Origin of the sequence: Coleofasciculus sp. FACHB-1120 (genome assembly GCF_014698845.1) — a bacterium.
Classification (GTDB): domain Bacteria; phylum Cyanobacteriota; class Cyanobacteriia; order Cyanobacteriales; family FACHB-T130; genus FACHB-T130.
On sequence record NZ_JACJTV010000002.1, the window covers coordinates 204872 to 225137 of the forward strand.

Annotated in this window: 14 protein-coding genes; 3 read left to right on the forward strand and 11 right to left on the reverse strand. The window is 45.3% G+C overall.

What is annotated here, in order from left to right; translation table 11 throughout:
- Nucleotides 1–317: 317 nt before the first annotated feature.
- From H6H02_RS03060 to H6H02_RS03080, 5 genes are all read right to left on the reverse strand, one after another.
- Entirely contained in the window at nt 318–2204 is a 1887-nt protein-coding gene (locus H6H02_RS03060) for an iron uptake porin (RefSeq protein ID WP_190814553.1), read from the reverse strand.
- Between the two features lie 362 nt (nt 2205–2566).
- Nucleotides 2567–4594: an iron uptake porin gene (locus tag H6H02_RS03065; protein WP_190814555.1), complete on the reverse strand. Its 2028-nt coding sequence runs from the start codon at nt 4592–4594 to the stop codon at nt 2567–2569.
- 428 nt (nt 4595–5022) lie between these two features.
- Nucleotides 5023–5688, reverse strand: a complete 666-nt coding sequence (gene phoU / locus H6H02_RS03070) for a phosphate signaling complex protein PhoU (RefSeq protein ID WP_190814557.1) — start codon at nt 5686–5688, stop codon at nt 5023–5025.
- Nucleotides 5689–6026: 338 nt separating this feature from the next.
- Nucleotides 6027–7349: an ATP-binding protein gene (locus H6H02_RS03075; protein ID WP_190814559.1), complete on the reverse strand. Its 1323-nt coding sequence runs from the start codon at nt 7347–7349 to the stop codon at nt 6027–6029.
- A 199-nt stretch (nt 7350–7548) separates the two neighbouring features.
- A complete protein-coding gene (locus H6H02_RS03080; protein ID WP_190814844.1) occupies nt 7549–8301 on the reverse strand; it encodes a response regulator transcription factor in 753 nt (250 codons plus the stop codon).
- 195 nt (nt 8302–8496) lie between these two features.
- On the opposite strand from H6H02_RS03080, the gene H6H02_RS03085 reads away from it, so the two are divergent.
- Together H6H02_RS03085 and H6H02_RS03090 are read left to right on the forward strand one after the other, a co-directional pair.
- On the forward strand, nt 8497–9243 hold the full coding sequence (locus tag H6H02_RS03085) for a creatininase family protein (protein WP_190814562.1): 747 nt from the start codon (nt 8497–8499) through the stop codon (nt 9241–9243).
- A 773-nt stretch (nt 9244–10016) separates the two neighbouring features.
- Nucleotides 10017–10949: an LPS biosynthesis glycosyltransferase gene (locus tag H6H02_RS03090; protein WP_242040537.1), complete on the forward strand. Its 933-nt coding sequence runs from the start codon at nt 10017–10019 to the stop codon at nt 10947–10949.
- 525 nt (nt 10950–11474) lie between these two features.
- On the opposite strand, the gene H6H02_RS03095 is transcribed toward H6H02_RS03090, so the two are convergent.
- The 6 genes from H6H02_RS03095 to radA all read right to left on the reverse strand — a co-directional run bounded on the left by H6H02_RS03095 (nt 11475) and on the right by radA (nt 19302).
- Nucleotides 11475–12386 (reverse strand): glycosyltransferase family A protein, encoded by a 912-nt coding sequence (locus H6H02_RS03095; protein ID WP_190814564.1) that lies wholly within the window; start codon nt 12384–12386, stop codon nt 11475–11477.
- Nucleotides 12364–13506, reverse strand: coding sequence for a glycosyltransferase (locus H6H02_RS03100; RefSeq protein ID WP_190814566.1), 1143 nt, complete (start codon nt 13504–13506; stop codon nt 12364–12366). The genes H6H02_RS03095 and H6H02_RS03100 overlap by 23 nt, the downstream gene beginning before the upstream one ends.
- Before the next feature lie 62 nt (nt 13507–13568).
- Nucleotides 13569–14717 (reverse strand): glycosyltransferase, encoded by a 1149-nt coding sequence (locus H6H02_RS03105; protein WP_190814568.1) that lies wholly within the window; start codon nt 14715–14717, stop codon nt 13569–13571.
- Between the two features lie 430 nt (nt 14718–15147).
- Entirely contained in the window at nt 15148–15396 is a 249-nt protein-coding gene (locus H6H02_RS03110) for a hypothetical protein (RefSeq protein WP_190814570.1), read from the reverse strand.
- A gap of 486 nt (nt 15397–15882) precedes the next feature.
- Complete coding sequence (locus H6H02_RS03115; RefSeq protein WP_190814572.1) at nt 15883–17220, reverse strand: MFS transporter; 1338 nt, start codon at nt 17218–17220, stop codon at nt 15883–15885.
- A 537-nt stretch (nt 17221–17757) separates the two neighbouring features.
- Nucleotides 17758–19302 (reverse strand): DNA repair protein RadA, encoded by a 1545-nt coding sequence (radA, locus tag H6H02_RS03120; protein ID WP_190814574.1) that lies wholly within the window; start codon nt 19300–19302, stop codon nt 17758–17760.
- A 177-nt stretch (nt 19303–19479) separates the two neighbouring features.
- Between radA and rpaB the strand changes: the two genes are divergently transcribed.
- The gene (rpaB, locus tag H6H02_RS03125) at nt 19480–20208 is read left to right on the forward strand and encodes a response regulator transcription factor RpaB (RefSeq protein ID WP_190415215.1); all 729 of its coding nucleotides are present in this window, start codon (nt 19480–19482) and stop codon (nt 20206–20208) included.
- The last annotated feature ends 58 nt before the right edge of the window (nt 20209–20266 follow it).

The following is a 20266-nucleotide window of genomic DNA, read 5'->3' on the forward strand; positions in this document are numbered from 1 at the left end:
CCAGAGCAGATGAAAACCAACTCCACAAGATAGCGTATTTACAAAACTAAAATGCTACCCCTGCCGCTCCTCATGCTAGTTCTGCAAGTTTAGGTAAAGGTAAGCCTTTGGTAATCTACAGGTTAAGCAGCGAGGAAGATTGCCAGCAGGAAAGCGCAGCTCCAAGCAGTTTCGGAGGTTTCGATCTGCACTAGAAAGCGCGATCGCCCTGTGGATTTTGGCAGGGGCACACAGCATTTTATTCCCGTAAATCTACCGTTTGTGGGGTCAGAGACGACGGGCGAGGAATCCCTCGGCCCTACCCGAAATGCAGGTGCTTAGAACTTAAAGGTTGTTCGCAGCGTTCCTACGTAGAGCGTGTCGTTGTTGTCGTTGTGTTCTGGATTAAGAATCACCAACAAACCTGGGGTGAGGTCGATGTTGTCAGTCAGCCGATAGCGATACAGAGCCTCTACATGATAGGAGGTGTCCTGATCGCTACGGTTACTAACATCGTTGTCGGTTACTTTAGGCGGCATTCCAAATATGAAACCAAGCAGGTTGCCTTTTTTACCCAAGTCTGGGAAGGCTAAGCTTACAGCCCAGTTCCAAATATCTGCATTAGATCCTGTAGTTGCCAGACCAGCCGGGCTAATTTCAGCTGTAGCTACTGAGTAACCTGCCCAGCCTGAGAGGGTAATGCCAGGACCAAATCGGAAGCTGGCATTCAGTCCGTAGTGATTGCCTGAAGTCGCAATGTTCCCGAAGGGTTGATTGGCAAATCTACTACCCGTACTCGACATGAAGCTGACACGTTTTTCTTCGTTCTCATAAGTATGGGCATACACCAAACCCAGATTGAGAGCGTCACTGGGTCGGAAAACAAGTTGAGCTAAACCTGCATAGGCACCACTAAATTCCCCAGAACCGTTTGAAGGATCGTTACCTCTAGGGGCTAGATAACCTAAAGAGAGGTTTAATGCCTTGCTAAAGTTGTAGGTCGCAGTCAACCCAGTCCCATCAGAACCTAGTCGGTAAATGGGGTTGAATCGCCCAAATCGTGAGATAGAGCCACTTCCGCTACTCTCGAAATTGGGGTTGAAGGTGTAGACGTTGTCATTGAATTCAACGTTGGCGGCATCGATTTGGATTAAGAGCTTATCACCGATTGGAAAACGATAGAAAAAGTCGTCAATTGCTACATCATTCTGGTTATCTCCGTCAAAACCCAAACGGGTCATGTTGGTTCCGGTTATATCTGTACCAAAGGAGACGATGTTTCTAGCTTGCAGGCGGGTTCTCAGGCGGTCTTTGCCAGTGAAGGTAGTATCAAAATTCAGACGGGCGCGGTCAGCAAAAATGAGGTTAGCGTCTACGTCGCCCCCGCCAGCCTTTTCTTCACCGAAAACGTCAGCCAGAGCGAAGATAACTTCGCCAGTCAGCTTGGTCGTCGTAGAAAATTGATGGCTTTCCAGAAAAGCTGTGCGACCTTCTAAGTTATCTACTCGCGTTCTTAAGGTGGCTAATTCTGCCCCAAATTCATCAATTAGCCGCTGTAGCGTCGCTAAATCTTCTTTGGTAACAAAGTCAGCCGAACTTGCTGCAATCAATTTTTCGATTTGCAGCAAACAAGCGTTCATCCCAGCCGCAAATTCATAACGCGACAGTGCCCGATTGCCCCGGAAGGTGCCATCGGGATATCCGGCGATACAACCATAGCGTTCTACCAGACTTCGCAATGCTTCGTAAGCCCAATCCGTCGGTTCTACGTCCTGCAACTGCGACACGTTGGTGACTTGATCCATCGAGTCGGCTGTACCGGCTTCATTGGTGTATTGGTCGAGTTGTTCTAAAACTTCGCTGTTTTGGCTTGTAGGGACAGCATCCGCAGTGGGTTGAGCGATCGCGTTATCTGCTAAAACTGGTTTCGGGCTAACTAATTCAGCTTCGGCAACCGGCGTCTGTTGAGCAGACTTGCTGTTACTGAAAACTGGAATCGAACTAACTTCTGGTTGAACAACCAGTTCTTGAACAGGTGTCTGCTGCGCTTGCGGAGATTGGTCGGCTGGTTTTAATAAATCAGTCACCTGGTTGGTGGCAGTTATCGGCTCGCTCGCCATCTGAGTGTCAGACGTCTGTGCGGCAAGCGTGCTACTGCAAACTAATAAGGACGCACCCAGGATAGTCGGTCCTAATTTTAGAGTATTCCACAAAATTTTAGACATCTAATCTCCTCACACCTAACTGAACTCAAGGGAAATCATCCCGGATTAACGGAACGCTATTGGGAGTCTTCTTGAGAAACTCCATCATTATTAAACATTAAACACTGCCAACTAAAGCTCAATAATGTCTTCTAGGCGACATAATTTCCTTTAATGCTAGTTGTGTCAGTTTAGGGGCAGGTAAGGATTTGGTAATCTCAAGGTTAAGGCGACCTGACAAGGCTAACCAGGAGGGCAATAATAAAGCCGCTTCCGAGGCTTTCAAGTTGCACTCCGAACCGGCATGAGCAAAGTTGGCGATTAGATTAGTTTATGTGATTAGTTGTCAGTTGTGAGTTTTGATCCCTCAACCTGACCGCTAATTAAAAGGTAAACGTTGTTCTAATCGTACCAATGATTATGTCATCATTATCTCTGTTTTGGTTAGGAGATGTCAGCCAGATAATGCCCGGAGTAATTGAGATGTTATTTGTCATCTGATACTTATAGAAGCCTTCAATGTGATAGGCAAAATCACGCTCGAAGTTTTCTGGACCAGGAACATTCAGACCTCTGAGCGTTGGTTCGGCTCCAGCGATAATGCCAAGCAGATTGCCTTTCTTACCAAAATCCGGTAAGGCAAGACCAAGGGCAAAGTTCCAAATGTCGGCATCGCCTAAGCCAATCAAACGAGCATCAGTTTTGCCCACCCAGCCATTTAGAACAAATTGAGGGGTTAATTGGAAGGAAGCCTCTAACCCGTAAGAGTTGCTCGAAACGGGTCTGCTCAACTGAGCTTGGGTTAGACCACCTGTAGTCGCAGCAGCTAGCGTCGCTGGATTCAAATTGGCAAGACCAGTGCCAGTACCACCCATCGCAAAGCGGGGAGCATTATTGCCGCCATCATCATAGGCGTGAATGTAAGTGAATCCAACCTTAAATCTGTTAGTACCAAAAACTAACTGTGCCAAACCTGAGTAGTTACCATTAAAAAGCCCGTTGTCATCTCCGGGATTGTTCCCTGTGTTGGAGAGATAACCCAAGTCCAACTTCAGAGCGTTGCTGATCTTGTAGTTAAAGCCGACACCAGCACCCAAAGGTCCAATCCGATAAATGGGGTTGCGTTCGGCAAAGCGGGATAGGGAATTGTTGCCGCCACCATAGGCTTCAAAATACGGGTTAACCGTGTCAGCGTAATAGTGATGCAGTCCATTCGCGGCAGTCAGGGTAACAGTTAGCTTGTCGCCAACAGGAAAACGGTAATCCAAGACATCCAAGAAGACATCGTTGTTGTTCTCGTTACCATTGGAGCCGTCATAGGTGAAGCGCCCCTCATTGGTTCGTTGAGCCGCTGCGATACTTCCATTGAATGAATTGGGGTTTGCCGCTGACCCTCCTAACCCTAAAAGGGGTACAGCATTTCCGACCTGTAGGCGAGTTCTCAAGCGATCTTTGCCAGTGAAGCTGGTCAGCAAGTTAAGCCGCACGCGATCGTGAAAGACGGTATTTACGTCGTCGCCAATTCCGCCAAAGGCGTCAGCAACAGCGAAGATGGCTTCACCCGCTAGCTTGGTCGTCGTAGAAAATTGATGGCTTTCCAGAAAAGCTGTGCGACCTTCTAAGTTATCTACTCGCGTTCTTAAGGTGGCTAATTCTGCCCCAAATTCATCAATTAGCCGCTGTAGCGTCGCTAAATCTTCTTTGGTAACAAAGTCAGCCGAACTTGCTGCAATCAATTTTTCGATTTGCAGCAAACAAGCGTTCATCCCGGCAGCAAATTCATAACGCGACAGTGCCCGATTGCCCCGGAAGGTGCCATCGGGATATCCGGCGATACAACCATAGCGTTCTACCAGACTTCGCAGTGCTTCGTAAGCCCAATCGGTTGGTTCTACATCCTCCAACTGCGACACGTTGGTGACTTGATCCATTGAGTCGGTCGTACCGACTTCGTTGGTGTATTGGTTTTGTTCTAATTCAGTAGTTTTCTCTAGGGAGGGAGTGCCAGTAACGGGCATCTGCGCGACTGGCGTACTATCTGCCACATTGAAATGGAAACTCTCTGACTCAGGGAGGGGAACCCTTGCCCCTACGGCTTTACTTCTCGGCTCTTGAAAAACAGGCGTAGTGTCTGCAACATCTAAACGGGGACTGGTGCCTGAGTGCGGAAAAGCAGTTTCCTTTACTGTTGCCTCAGACGTCTGACTATACTCCTCAACTGGTAGCACTGTATCTGGTAGCACTGTATCAGCCGGTTGAACTGGATCAGCCGCTTGCACGGTGGGAGCAATCTTAGCGCTTCCCTTCTCAGAGGCAGACGTCTCCGATGCCAGCGTACTATGGGCAACTAGCAAGGATACAACCAGAACCGCCGATCCCAGGTTTAGAGTATTCCACACAATTTTAGACATCAAATCTCCTCACACCTAACTGAAATGGTCAAAATCTTCCTAAATTGAGGTAACGCGATGCTTAGAAAGCGTTTTCGGAAGGTTTTACCTTTTCTTAAACTCACATCAAAGGTTTACAAGGTTTGTATAAACGGTTACAAGTCTGTGATTTTTATTCCTTTGGGGGATTGTGCCCTGAACGAGAAGAAGTATTAGATATTTTTTTCCGGTTCGGCTTCTTTTAAAAGTGGAGAGATTTTTTCCTTCTTAACGAGAGCAAAATACATCAGTAGGGGCGCACAGCTAGCTAGCTGTGCGCCCCTACCGCGAACTGTATAGAACGCAAGTAAAAAATGCTATATGAGTGCAAGTTTACTTTTAAATTATCAGTACAGGTACTGCCGTGCCGTGACCATAGCAAGCAATCAGCAGCAAGCAATCAGCACTCTTTAAGACCGTGTTCCCGTAACAATGTAGGAAACTCGTTGACCAATATTGGTGGCGTGGTCTGCCATTCGTTCTAAATGCCGAATGATCAACCCCATCAACAGAATCGGTTCAACCACGCCTTTGATATCCCGCTGAAAGGCCAAGATTTGATAAACCGTTTCGTAAGCAGTGTCCACAGCATCGTCTTGCTGCTTGACCGCTTTCCCTGCTGCTGCGTCCAAATTTGCCAGCGCTACTAAACTCGACGCCAGCATAGTTTGGGCATGATGGGACATTACCTCAATCTGCGGTAGACAAGAATGAGGGGGGTAAGGAAAGAGTTTAATCGCAATTTCTGCTAAGTCTTTGGCGTAATCACCAATGCGTTCTAAGTCTCGCACCAGTTGCATACAAGCACTGAGTAAACGCAAATCCTGTGCAACCGGCGATTCTAAGGTCATTAAAGTTGCACAATCTAGCTCGATTTGCCGATAAAATCGGTCAATTTGTTTATCTAATAAGGGAATTTCCCTAGCGGCAGCTAGGTTACGGGAAAACAGGGCTTGATGCGCGAGACGAAAGGAGTTTTCTACTAAGGCTCCCATTCGCAAAACATCTCTTAATAAGCCCCTAGTTCTTCGCTCGAAGTGTATCCGTTCCGTATGCACGTGTTTAGAGGAAAGCATTCACCTCTGCTGGTAGAAAAACAAAACGACTTTATTCTCTAAGATGGCTTAAATTTCTTAATTTGGCTGTATGCCTGTAGACAAAATAAAAACCCATCGTAGGATAGATGTAATTTTTAGGGGCTGATTCTGGAAAGCACAGTTAGTCACTTAATAAGCCGAGTTCAAGGGCTAAAACCCCTGAAAAGCATTTAGCCAAATCATACTTTGGCGATTTGACTCTTCCAGAACCCTTTTAAATTTTGAGTGCTGTCTGACTATCATTATGGGCTGATACTAATTGTCTTATCTTAAAGGGAGCAAAAAATTCAAAGTTAATCTCGAAATGGCAATGACGGCTAACTTTGAATTCCCAGCAGGGGTTGAAAAGAGGGTAATTCGATTTGTAGCCATGCGCCGCCGGTTTCTGGATGATTCTTTGCTTTGACGGAGCCACCATGCGCGAGGATGATTTGCCGCACGATCGCTAAGCCTAGACCGCTGCCAGTCGTTACCACAACTGACAATTCTTCAGAAGTTCCAGAGGCGTTGTGCTGACGCCGCCTAGAAGGATCTCCTCGGTAGAGTCGCTCAAAAACATGGGGTAAATCGCACTCTGGGAAACCAATCCCGGAATCAATAATATCGATCTGAACCAAGTTATGGATATCCCCATTGGGAATGAGATTCACTTCTACACGGATAGTTCCTTCCAGAGGACTGTATTTAATGCTGTTGTCGAGTAGGTTGAGAAATACTTGGGTGAGGCGAGATGCGTCGGCTTTGATGAGTAAGGTATCGGAACCAGAATAGCTGAAGCTGAGCTGCTTTTGTCGTGCCAAAGGCTCTATTGTTTCCCAGGCGGAGTGAATTAAGCTTGGTAGTTCTACTAATTTCAGGGTGAGATGTTTGTTGGGATCTTGCTCTAAGTGGCTCAGTTCCAGCCAGTCTTGTACCAGGTTCATCAGTCGGTTGACTTCTGGCAAGAGGCGGTCAATTAAGGAGCGTTCTTTTGTAGACTGCAAGCGTTTTTGCAAGGCTTCAGTTACTAAACGGATGGAGGTGAGGGGGGTTCGGAGTTCGTGAGCTAAATCGGAAACCCAGCGATCGCGCGATTGGGAAAGTTCGATTAAAGGTTGACGATTTTCTAGAAAAACACCCACTTGTCCGTAGGGTAAGGGCAAGCTGGATGCGCGTAAAGTAAGCGATCGCATCTCCCCAATTACCGCTGCATCCGCACAATCTGGGTGAAACACCCACTCTTGTTCGCAAGGCTTTTGCTGGTAACGAGTTTGCTCAATTAGCTGATCGAGTTCATAAGACCGCACTAACTCCAGCAGCAAACGCACTTGTCCTGGTTCCCATCGATGAAGCTCTAACAAAATGCGGGCTTGCTCGTTGCACCAAATCAACTGGTTTTCTTCATCCACCTCCAGATAACCAATAGGTGCCACTTGCAAAATCTCTTGATTTACGTGCAACTGGGTCTCAAGCTGAAGAGACTGCTGATTTGCCAAAGCAATTCCACTGCGTAGCTGCGAAACCAGCGGTAAGGATACCCCAATTACACTCGAAGGTAGCAACCCAAGAATTTGCTCTAACTGTCGGTAGAGCTTGTTTCGTCGCCAGATCCAAAACCCAATTCCTAAAGTTAGCCCCACAAAAAATGCGATGAGGGTCATTTAAGCTATCAGTTGAAAATACAACGTTAGTAGAAGTGGGTGTCGATAAACGTAAGTGAGATTGGGAATAGCTGGGGGAATTGTTCTGAAGAACAGCACCTCTCAACCATCAACCGCTACCAGCCATGTTTATTTGTGCCCATCTACTGATGAAGAAGGAAGGATGAAATTTCATCTTTCCTTCTTCATATTGCATCTTTTAGCCGAATCGATAACCAAACCCACGGACTGTAATTACGTATTCTGGTTGGCTAGGGTCGCGTTCTAATTTTTCTCGCAACCAGCGAATATGAACGTCTACTGTTTTACTATCCCCAACAAAATCCGGTCCCCATATCTGATCGATCAACTGATCCCGCGACCAAACTCGGCGCGGATAACTCATAAATAAGTCCAGCAGGCGAAATTCTTTGGGTGACAAGTTAACTTGCTCTCCCCGAACAATCACGCGACACTCTTGGGGATAAAGCGTCACATCCTTGAATTGCAGCACTGGCACTTGGGGCAATCCGCCAAGTCGTTGGCGTCGCAACAAGGCACGACAACGGGCAATTAGCTCCCGCATACTAAATGGCTTGGTTAAATAGTCATCGGCTCCCACTTCTAGACCTAAAACTCGGTCAGTTTCAGTTGCCTTCGCACTGAGAATCAAAATCGGGACTGGATTTCCTTGATACCGTAACAAGCGACAAAGATCCAAGCCATTGACCTGAGGAAGCATTAAATCGAGAATAATCAGGTCAAATGGGAAATCTACCGTAGCAGGGCACTCACCCTGAAGAAATGTCAAAGCGGTACGCCCATCGGCAGCTGTTACCACCTCGAAACCTTCCTCTTCTAGAGCCAAAACTATCATTTCCCGGATGAGATCCTCATCTTCAACAATTAGGATCTGGCTTGTTCGCCCTAATTCTGGACTAGATGCGTTCTTCGGGAGGTCTAGGGAAAGCATAATTGGGGAACTTAAGAGTGTAATTCCATCTTCATTCATACAACAAAATTGTTGCCTCAAAGATTCCGTTTCTATAACATGACGCCTTAACCCAGCTAGGATGGAGTCGGGGTGCTGTTTTGCCCCATGTTCTGCCCAATATTTTGCCCAAGTTTATCTTTAGCGATCGCCCAAAATTTCTCAAAATTTCTGATTATGCTACTGCACTTAAGTACCTGGACTGAAGTAGAAGTCTATCTCAACCGTTCTCAGGGGATAATTTTCCCGATTGGTTCGACAGAGCAACACGGACCCACGGGGTTGATTGGGACGGATGCAATTTGTGCAGAAGCGATCGCGCACGGGGTTGGCGAAGCGATTGACGCAATGGTTGCCCCTACTATCAATGTTGGCATGGCGCTGCACCATACGGCTTTTCCTGGCACAATTAGCCTGCGCCCCAGCACCATGATTCAGCTAATTCGAGACTATATCCTCTGTTTAGCTAGGGCTGGATTTACCAAATTTTTCTTTATTAATGGTCATGGCGGTAATATTGCGACGCTAAAGGCGGCTTTCTCGGAAACTTACGCTCATTTAGCTGATTTAAATATTCCCAATGCCCCGTTAGTCCAGTGTCAAGTCGGCAACTGGTTCATGTGCAGTTCTGTCTACAAGCTGGCAAAAGAACTCTATAAAGACCAAGAAGGTTCTCATGCCACCCCTAGCGAAGTTGCCCTCACTCAGTACGTCTATCCAGAAGCCATTAAACAAGCACCCCTCTCAGAGCAAGTCGCTTCCGGACACCCCATTTATGGTGCTACTGACTTCCGTAACCGTTATCCCGATGGGCGTATGGGTTCTAATCCCGCCTTGGCAACACCCGAACACGGGAAGCAGTTTTATGAATTAGCCGTAAAAGAACTCAGCAATGGATATCTAGAATTTTTGAATGCAAACTGAGCGCGGTTTATTGACTTTATTTAGGCAAATTGAGTGAAATGCGCTCAAATTCCAATCCTCCAATAAAATCTTTCTAGGTTGTTTCACTCCGTCTCCCTTTCTTGGCTCTAAACTGCGATTCTCTTTTCAACCTTGTTAAAGGAGGTTGGGTGGTTTGTTACAGGCAATGGGTGAAATGGTACGATATTTAGCTTTGAAATAGAGAAATCTACAATCCCTGTAAGCCTTTGTTATTTCAGCTATCAAGGGGAATAAGTTGAGTTCAAGCATCTTGATCCCCTAGCCTCCTCGGAAGGCTTGAAAGCCTTTCTTTCGCCCTCTTTTGAAGAGGGATTAAATAATTTTTTTTATTTAATCGGAGAAAAATCTAGAAGCTCCAGAGTTTTATTCTATTTGCACAAGATAGCCATCCAAGATGAACGGAAAAATAGATTTCTGGAATTTTATTTTTCCGTATGAAATTACTCTGCTTTTCAAAGGTGATTGGGGAAGATCAAAAGGTTGCTTGCACTAACCAAACCCCATTGGGATCTAATTACGTAGTTTAGAGGCGTCGCTGCACACAAATCTTATTGTCCTCTGTGCAGAGATTTCCGTAAAACTACGCATTCTCAAAGACTACAAAAATGAATTGCGTAATTTAATGACATATTTATCTGGAATTGAGTAAGATAACGTTGAAAATACTTAAGTACTACTACATACAACCAAATCGCTTGACGGTGAGATTACCTACTGGCTGAGTCGTTTCAATACTAAGTAGAGCGATCATCATGATGAAACCCCTGAAGGATGTTGAGAATAATCCCACACGTGCTGAGAATCCAAACAACCTTCCCGCCGTTATCATTGAGTCTAGTGCTAACCAGACTACTTGTTTAAACCAGCTTGTTGATGGTATTGGCAAAGCCTTCATTATTGCCTACAAAGAGCCAACACATCTGCTTCAAGAAGCGTTGACGAAAGAAGGCTTGCGATGCGAAGTTCTCAGGCAGAAACACAAGCCAGAGTATAAAAATTTCTCACCCAGTTACCTTTGCCTGCTCAACCATCGCCGAGCCTGGGAAAGAGCCGTTCAAGAGCGCAAGCCTATCTTGATTGTGGAAGCAGATTTTGTTCCGGTCGTAGGATTTGGCAGGCTTCCTTTACCCTTTAATCCCAATCAAAATGACGTGGGGGTTTCTTGGCTATACACCTGTGCTAGCCAAGTGTATAGCGTTTCAAAAAATGGCTATGCCGAAGGATTTTCAGTTTCAACCGTTGCCTATATTGTTACCCCGCAGGGTGCCCAGTGCCTAATTGAGCTTGCGGAAGAAGTTACCAGAACATCTGGTCCAACCGTCTACTCATCTTGGGATTCAAACATCGATTCTTTTCTACGCAGCAAAAAGCTCAAGAATTACATTCCCCTGCGGAACTATGGAGAGCATGGAGGGATGCCCAATCTGGAACATCACCAAAATGGTCTTAGTAAAACACATCGGGCTGATGTTCTCTATGGAAAACTTGCCTTTTTACCTTTGTATGCTTCAGATGCAAAGAATGGCAACCTTAAGTTGCTGTCCGCAAGACTTCAGGCTCGCCTAAAGGGAGTTGCTCGTTTGGCAACTGGACGCTTTCTGCGCGTACCAGTTCTCAAAGGCTCGAGTGTACCTACAAGGTTACTCAGTTTTGCCGTTCGCAGACATCTCTCAGGACGGCTGTAGAAAATAGCTGTTCAGAAACACCTAGTACCACAAGATATTTTTTGCTGGCAGTTTCTCAGGGGAACTGGTTAATTCAGTTTCGATCAACCTGCTTGAAACTGCCAGACAATTTTTAAGACTCAGAACTACTCAGCTAGCACCTTACCAATCTGGGGATAGGGAAAATGCTCTAGACAATGGCAGGCATAGATTGTATGTACACTATTACCTGCGAAAATAGATAGATCATCGATGGCACGTATGTAATGTCTGTGTGGTGCAGGCAAGCCGTCAATGTTTATCAACTTTGGATGATTAACAAAACCAAATCCTAAATGAAGATGAATTACTCCATCTTCTAACTTGGGAAAGGTAGGGCGAAGAAACTGCGTGTTAAACTTACCGGAAATCGTTTTAATTTCCAAATTAAATTCGTGCCAATAAGAGTCGTAACGATTACGAAATGATTGGAAAATAACCTGTTTTAGGGATTTTATGGAATCCCAGATATTTAGCTAATTTATTAATATTACCTATTTGAACTGGTCAAGCTTCTTTGTCTGTATGGAATAGCCATTTTCCTAAAGCGACAAGAGAAGCTTGAGGACTTATTTTCAAGGCCCATAGAAAAAACTCTGTAGCTTTCAAGGGATTTGTTTTCAAGTTAAATTTGACTACCCTCATATGATATTGCACTGCTGTATCAGAGCGAATTTTGAGAGGGATAATGCTTAAATTACGGTGCTTCCTAAGCACCAGTGCATGCTGTTCAGTTATCTTTGTGACGTTAGAGGTTATTGCTGAGGATTGGGTTTTTCTATACATTCCATAGATACCTGGTATATAAATAAATTTAAACCCTGCTGCTGCTATCCTTAACCAATAATCCAGATCCTCTGGCCCTTTAATGTTTGGGTCAAAATGACCGACTTTTTCTGGGATACTGCTTCTCATCACCACTACCGACGGCGTGATGTAGTTTCTTGCTAAAAGACTGCCTGGAAAATTTTCTATATCTTGTTGAGATGGTCCCCAGAAACCTAATGTTTTATTCGTTCGGTTTGCAAACATCTCAACTGTAGAGTAAATGAGATCGCATCCTGATGATTCTAGTTTATTAACGGCTGTTTCTAGATGATTCTCCTTCCACAGATCATCATGATCTAAAAAGGCTAAGTATTTACCTTGAGCCTGCTTCATAGCTGTATTTCTGGTTACGCTTGCTCCTTGATTTTGCGAGTGCCGAATATATTTAACTTTATGTTCACCGACCAACCTGGCAAATTCCTGTACAATTTCTTCGGTTTGGTCTTTAGAAGCATCTTCAACTACAATAACTTCCCATGCAGTATAAGTCTGTGCTTGAATCGATAGGAGAGCTGACTGAATTAATTTTCCACCATTATAAGTTGGCATAATGATGCTTACAAGTGGTTTATTCATATTTACAAACGTCATCAGTGAAACCTAGAATATCAAGATATTTTTGAGTGGCAGATTCTAAAGTGAACTGATCCAGCCAAGCCGAATTGACTGGTTTTGAATCACCAGACAATACGCTCAAAATTGCTTCTGCCATTGCTTTAGTATTACCAACTGGAACTAACAAACCGTAATTGCCATTGTCGAGAATTTCATCTGGCCCACTTTCGCAGTTAGTAGAAATCACTGGGGTTCCTACTGCCATTGCTTCTATCAATACAGTCGGTAATCCCTCTAAAATTGAAGACAACACAAACACTGCTGCTCGTGCCATATAAGCAGAAGGACTATCGACAAAGCCTAGCATGGCAACATCGTCCTCTAAACCCAACTCACGCACTAGAGCGATAAGTTTGGATTTCTCAGAACCCTCTCCCAAAATCACTAACCTCGCGGGTCGTACCTGTCGCACTAAAGAAAAAGCATGAATCAGGGTACAGAAGTCCTTTTGCTTTACTAATCTCCCTACGCCCAAAACTACTGGAGGTTCTCCATCTCTAAACCAAGGGTGATTCACAGGTGACTCAGCCTTTCGTAGCAAATTCTCATTAACAACAGGGTTGTAGATTGATTGGATAGAACCTTGCTTGATTTCGAGGTAGGTCTCTAACTCTCGCGCCAAGCCTTTGGAAACTGCTACAACTGCATCAGCACGAGGGTAAAGCCAGCGCATTGAAATAGGGAGAAAATTCTCTCGTAGTTGATTTTCTCTAGCTTTTTTCTCGTATAAAGAAATATGTTCTACTAATGCCAATTTTGCCGAAGACATGGCTAATTTTTTTGCTATTACAGCCACTACATTGCAGGTATATAAATGAGATACCAATGCATCAGGTTTTTCTTGGCGTAAATAATTTATTAGAGGAAGTGTGACTCTGCTCGCACTTTTGAGCCGAGGCTGGATGGGCGTTTTTAAATCGATAACTCTTACTCCAGAGGGAATATCCTTTAAGTATGTTCCTTGAGCAGAAGCTAATACTAAATCTAAGGAAACGTCATGCAGAGCAAGTCCCTTGAGTAAGTTGAGTGCTACTCGCTGCAACCCTCCCCCTTCAAGGTTTGGTACGAGAAAAGCTATCCGTTTGCGTTGATTCATCGCTAGGAGTGTTGAGTTTTCTTACAAATTTGGCAATGATTTCTAGCGTCAATGCTTCAGTCTTAAGCGATGCCTAATAAATCAATATATTTTTGTGTAGAAGTTTCCCAAGTGAACTGGTCAAGCCACTCTGGAGCGACCTGCTTAAAGTTGCCTTCTAATACGCTTAAAATTGCTTGGGCGATCGCGTTGCTATCTCCCACTGGAACGAGCGCCCCGTACTTGCCGTTGTTTAAAATCTCCTCCGGGCCACTTTCGCAGTTGGTAGAAACGACTGGAGTTCTTACCGCCATTGCTTCTATGAGGACGGTCGGCAAACCTTCCCAAGCTGAAGATAAGACAAATACTGCTGCCCGTGCCATATATGCATAGGGATTTTTCACAAACCCAATCAGAGCAACATCACTCTCTAAGCCCAATTCACGCACTAGCGTATTCAATTGCGATCGCTCTTTTCCATCTCCCAAAATCATCAATCGAGCAGGTCGCACTCGACGTACCTCAGCAAAACCACGGATCAAGGTCGGGAAATCTTTTTGCTCGACTAACCTTCCCACCCCCAGTACGACTGGGGGTTCCCCATCTGCAAACCAAGGGTGTTCTACAGGCTGCTTGGCTTTTTCTATCAATTCTGGGGTAATCACCGGGTTGTAGATGACTGGGTGGCGTTCTAAGGGTAGGCGGGTGATCTGAGCGAGATCCTGAGCAACCCCTTGCGAAACTGCCACGATGCTATCAGCCCAAGGATAGAATAGCCGCGCCATTAGTGGTGCTAAACGGGACGAACGCTGATCAACCCGTCGCGCCTCTACAGAAAGAGTAATATGCTCGGATACCACGATTCGGGTAGGGACTCTAGCGAGGTGCTTAGCCAATATCGCTATTTCATTGGGATAGTGAGTAGCTGAAAGAAGTGCCACGGGTCGTTCTTGACGCAAGTAGCGCACCAACTTGGGAAGGCTGGTGGTGGATTGAAGACTGGTCGGGAATTTGAAAGTTTTACGATTATCAAATTGCGAAGCCTTCAGATCCACGATTCGCACTTCAGGCGGTACCTGCGTTAAATAGGTGCCTTCCGCTTTGGTTAGCACCATGTCTACTTTCTGACCTTGTTTGACAAAGCCTTGGGCTAGACTCAGCATGATCCGTTCAGCACCCCCATTACCTAGGTTGCGAAGGAACAAGGCAATGCGCGGCGGATCTTTGGGCATAGTGAATACTTTTGGCTCCAGCTTGGGTGAGTTTCGCTGATGCTATAGCATGGCAGCTAAAGTTATTCATCAAGATTTACATCAGCGATCGCGGAAAGTCAGGAAAATTAGTTTCATGGATGGCTATTTTGAAGAGAATTGGCGATCGCAAAGCATTTGCTGCTCTTAGCAACTCCGCACGCCAACTTAGCCTATCTAAGAAGCGGATGATTAAATAACTAGACAGAAATCAGCCTTGGTTCAATTGCCAGGGTTCAATTGCCAGAGTAAACCGTAGATACAGGTGTGCTAGTAGAAGCGAGGTGGTGATCGCGCTGTTCCTGCTTATCAATTGGTTACTAGCTGACGCAACATTCATGGTTAGTCGCCTCAGAGCTTAGAGTTCTAAGACAAGAGTTCTAAGATAACCAAGAATCTCGGAAGCCTACGCTTAGCGGGCACTAAAACTACACAATGCTGCCCACAAGACGATAAATGCCAGCACCGCTTTTCCAATACCCAGACCCGATCCCAGAAATATTCCAAAAACACACCCGACAAACCCTAAAAGTAGGAACGCGCAAAAGAGTAGGCGGCGGCTGCGTCGGCTGATTTGCATGGGGTTTGAGAAAAGCCATCCACTCTGGGTATCAAAATTTGTACCTGTACTTATAGGTGAGCTTTCTGAAGAGTTGTACATAAATAACTTATAAAATGCCGAAGTATACTTAAAAATACTTACATAGCTTCCGATGAATGACTAGTAGGTTTACGGCATCTTCATCAAAAAAATATCTTGATTTACCTACAAATAGAATAAATAAAACGATAAACCTGCTATTTTATTCACTCAAACGAGTTTTGTTAAGTATTAGTACTTAAGGTACTTTGTGAAGATTCGATAAAGTTTCCGTGATTTTCCGGAAAAAACGATTTGGGGCGATCGCATTCTGAGCCGGGCTAAGCGAGATCAGACTAAGCGCTCGCGCTTCAGAAAAGCGATCGCAAATGCTCACAATTGGATGATTAGAAAATCCCAACCGTTCTGTGGAAATCCTAAATCATCCTGATTAAAATTTTTATCGAGGAAAATAAAAAGGCGCAAACTTTGATTTGGCATAACACGTGCCCGACCATTTCAAAAATTGTTGCCTGGGATCTTCTAGCGATAAAGCCCAAAAGCCGCTTAGGATGTTTTGGATAATACAACAGGCTGTAGTTGCCACAGCCACCATGCAGTGAATGCTGTCAATAGTGCGCCTATCCCAAAACAAACACCATACCCAAAAGTAGCAGCAAGGTATCCGCTTCCCAAGCTACCCAGTGCGCCTGATGCCCCAATTATTGCGTTGTAAAACCCAATTGCCGAACCTTCCTTATCTTTGCCAGCGAGCATACCCACTGCCGTGCTACTAGATACGCTGATCGCTGCCCAAGTAATCCCGCTTAATATCTGGGCTAATCCAACGAAAACCAAACTACTCGGTTGAGGCGGAATTAAAGCCAACAAGACAAAAATTCCAAAAACGCCACCCCGGATAGCGGTAGCCTGCGCTTGAAGTTTGATACCAGGTCGCTGATGCACCCAATGACCGACAGGAACGTACAACCAAGACTCTATTGTTGACTTAACTAAGGCAAGCAAGAATACCTGAGTATTCGTAGCTTTTAATGTGTTGGTGAGAAAAACTGGGAAAGGTACAATAACCAGGTTGATGGCAACAAAAAAGAGTAAAGAACATAGATAATATCGTCCTAAAGGGCTTCCTAGTGGCTGAACTACTTGGCTTAGCGAACTTGGGCGGAGTACGAAGTAGAGGGCGCGGGATGGATAAAAAACTGCTCGCCTTTCAATCACTCCGACAGTCAATTGTCCTAGCAGTTTCCGATTAAATTTTCGGCGTTTGCGAACAACCTTCGGTTCTTTTACCCAAAGCAAGCAGAGAATCAAACTCAGCGAAGAAACAACACCTGCAAATAATAATAATCCGCGCATCGCTGCAACATTACCCACCCATTTAGAAGCAAGGTTGAGCCATGCTATGCCGAATACAACACTAGCGACAAAACTCCATCCTGTTACCTGATAGAATCTACCGAAAAACTTAGGCCACTCTTGTTCGGGAAAGCTATCTAGTACCAAAGCCGAACTTACTGGGGTAATCGTTGCCATAAAAAAGCCTCCCACACTGCTAAGAATTAAGACTTGTGAGAGGTTGTCTGCAAAGCTGAGCATTGATATGCAGAGAGTGAATCCCAGAAATCCCAATATCAAGAAGGGAGTACGATAGCCCATCTTATCTGATAGGTTTCCCCATAAAATGAAGGCACACATACCTACTAAAGCGATGAGTGAGTTCACTGTAGCAACATCAGCGACGCTTCCCCCTACTACCTGAATGATAAATAGGGGCATTAGTATAATTAGTAAACCTTCGCCGATTTTATAAGGAACAAAAGCGAAAAACCATAATGGAATTGAGCTTTCAAGCTCACAAAAATTCTTTTGGGTAATAATGCCCATTGCTAAATTAATACCTAGATCTAGGTGCTGAATTGGCTGTGACTCTCTGTTAAGGTTTACAAGAGTTGTTCATCAATAACAGGATTAATTATCTGCACCCAGACGGTTAATTATTATTAACTCATAAATTAATTCAGCCTAATTTTTGAGATTTATGCATCAGTAATCTTACGGATAAAACCGCACAAAATATTAACATATAAACCGATTTTCTTTTATAAGTATTTTATCGATTTTAAGAAATAGCAAAAAAAACTTTACTTAGAATTTCAAAAAAATATTTTTTTGAGACAATACATAATAATCCTGATTTATTCATGAAGGCGATATCCCCGATTTCTTCTAGAAGTCGGGGATATGAACCTCTGACTCACAACTCACATAGGATTGCTATCTTCGCTTTCTATTTGGCTTCTTTTAATCAGAGTTTTTGAGGCAGCGTATATCGAAAACAAATGGTGCAAGATATAAGGAAAAACAGAATAAAGGCGATCGCGCATGATTCCCCAAATGCTACAACTGGCACCTGAATGGCGTCTATTCATCATCATCTAGCATTTCATCATCATCATGATGATGAGAGGCTGGGATAGCGGCAATGATGGCATCGATAACTTTGGCGACGGGTACAATTTCTAATCCCAGCTCTGGAAAAGTTTGCCCTTTGGGGACAATTGCTCGCTTAAAGCCTAGTTTGGCGGCTTCTTTCAGGCGCAGTTCCATTTGGGAGACAGATCGGACTTGTCCGCCTAAGCCGACTTCGCCAATTAAGACAGTGCGCGGATCGACGACGCGATCGCGGAAAGAAGCCACCACTGCGATCGCCATTCCCAAATCGACAGCAGGTTCTTCTACACTCAACCCCCCCGCTGAAGCCACATAAGAATCTAATTTAGATAAAGGGATACCGACTCGTTTTTCTAATACTGCCAAAATTTGTAGCAGTCGGTTGTAATCAACACCCGTCGTTGAGCGGCGGGGGGAACTATAACTGGTTGGACTCACTAAGGCTTGCAGTTCCACGACAATCGGGCGAGTACCTTCGCAGGCGACGACCAGGGCGGTACCCGGAACCACTTCGTCCCGGTTGCCCAAAAATAACTCCGAGGGATTAGAAACTTCTCGGAGTCCTCGATCTGCCATTTCAAAAACGCCAATTTCGTGAGTTGCTCCGAAGCGGTTTTTGACAGAACGCAGGAGGCGGTGAGACGCAAAGCGATCGCCTTCAAAATACAATACGGTATCTACCAGGTGTTCTAGGACTTTTGGCCCAGCGATCGCGCCCTCCTTCGTAACGTGTCCTACAATCAGCAGGGTGATACTCTCTCTCTTTGCCACCTTCATCAATGCAGCAGTACATTCCCGCACCTGTGCCACCGATCCCGCTGCCGACGTTAGAGACGGTAAGTAAATCGTCTGCACGCTATCAATCACCGCCACATTCGGTTTCAGAGATTCCAACTCCCTGATAATCTCTTCTAAATCGGTTTCCGCCAGCACATACAGATCCGCACCCGCTGAGATAGATGTCACCGGAGTCTCTACAGATGTCTCTACAGATGCCTCTATTTCTGCCTGGGGAGACACGCGCTCGCCGTTTTTTTTCTGATCCGGATTCAGGTTGCTAACACCCAAACGCGAAGCCCGTAGTTTTACTTGTTGTCCCGATTCTTCCCCACAGACATAGAGAATGCGATACATCTGCGACATCTGATTCGCCGTTTGGAGCAGCAGCGTTGACTTACCAATGCCCGGATCGCCACCAATTAACACCAAAGAGCCAGGAACAACCCCCCCGCCCAGTACACGATCGAATTCTCCATAACCAGAAGTCCACCGCTCCTGATACTTGTCGGTAATTTGTGCGAATGTGAGCGATGCCCTCGCCTGGGGTGCTTTGGCAGCTAATTTGCCATTGCGCTGTGAGCTTTGCAAACCCCGGCTGGGAAGGGAAGAATTAATCTGAGACACAAACTGCTCTTCCAGGGAGTTGTAGGTGCCACAGGCGGGACACTTGCCAAACCATTGTGAAGATTCTGACCCACATTCGTTACAAACATAGTTAGTTCGCGGCTTTGCCATGCACCATTCTCGATTTGTTAAAGAATCTTAATAAATCGTAAAGGATTAAGAGAATATAAAAATCCAGCAACTGTGAGGATTTCAGGCTTTCCAAACCGACTAAACAGAATGATATCTTAATGTAATGGTATCTAAAATTAACGATTAGAAATCGGAACTTAAGGAGCGTTGACGAGCTTGGAAAGCCATAAAGAAAAAATTCTGGTAGTTGACGATGAAGCTAGCATCCGTCGCATTCTGGAAACGCGCCTTTCCATGATTGGCTACGATGTCGTAACGGCTGCTGATGGAGAAGAAGCGCTGGATACCTTTCGCAATGCCACTCCTGACTTAGTAGTTTTGGATGTGATGATGCCAAAACTAGACGGCTACGGCGTCTGTCAGGAATTGAGGAAGGAATCGGATGTGCCAATTATCATGCTAACGGCTCTAGGAGATGTCGCCGACCGCATCACTGGTTTAGAGCTGGGTGCAGATGATTACGTTGTCAAGCCTTTTTCCCCGAAGGAACTGGAAGCCCGCATCCGCTCTGTGTTGCGGCGGGTAGACAAAACGGGTGCCTCTGGGATTCCCAGTTCTGGCGTCATTCATGTCGGGAATATCAAGATTGACACCAATAAGCGGCAAGTCTATAAAGGCGATGAGCGGATTCGGCTCACCGGAATGGAATTCAGCTTGCTGGAGTTATTAGTCAGCCGTTCTGGAGAACCTTTTTCCCGTTCTGAGATTTTGCAAGAGGTTTGGGGATATACGCCAGAACGCCACGTAGACACTCGCGTGGTGGATGTGCATATCTCACGCCTCCGGGCGAAGTTGGAGGACGATCCGAGCAATCCAGAGCTAATCCTGACGGCGCGAGGCACTGGCTATCTATTTCAGCGGATCATTGAGCCGGATGAAATCTGAACTGAAGGATGAAGAATGAATTACGTTAAAAGGCGAGAAAATTTCTACTCTTTTATTC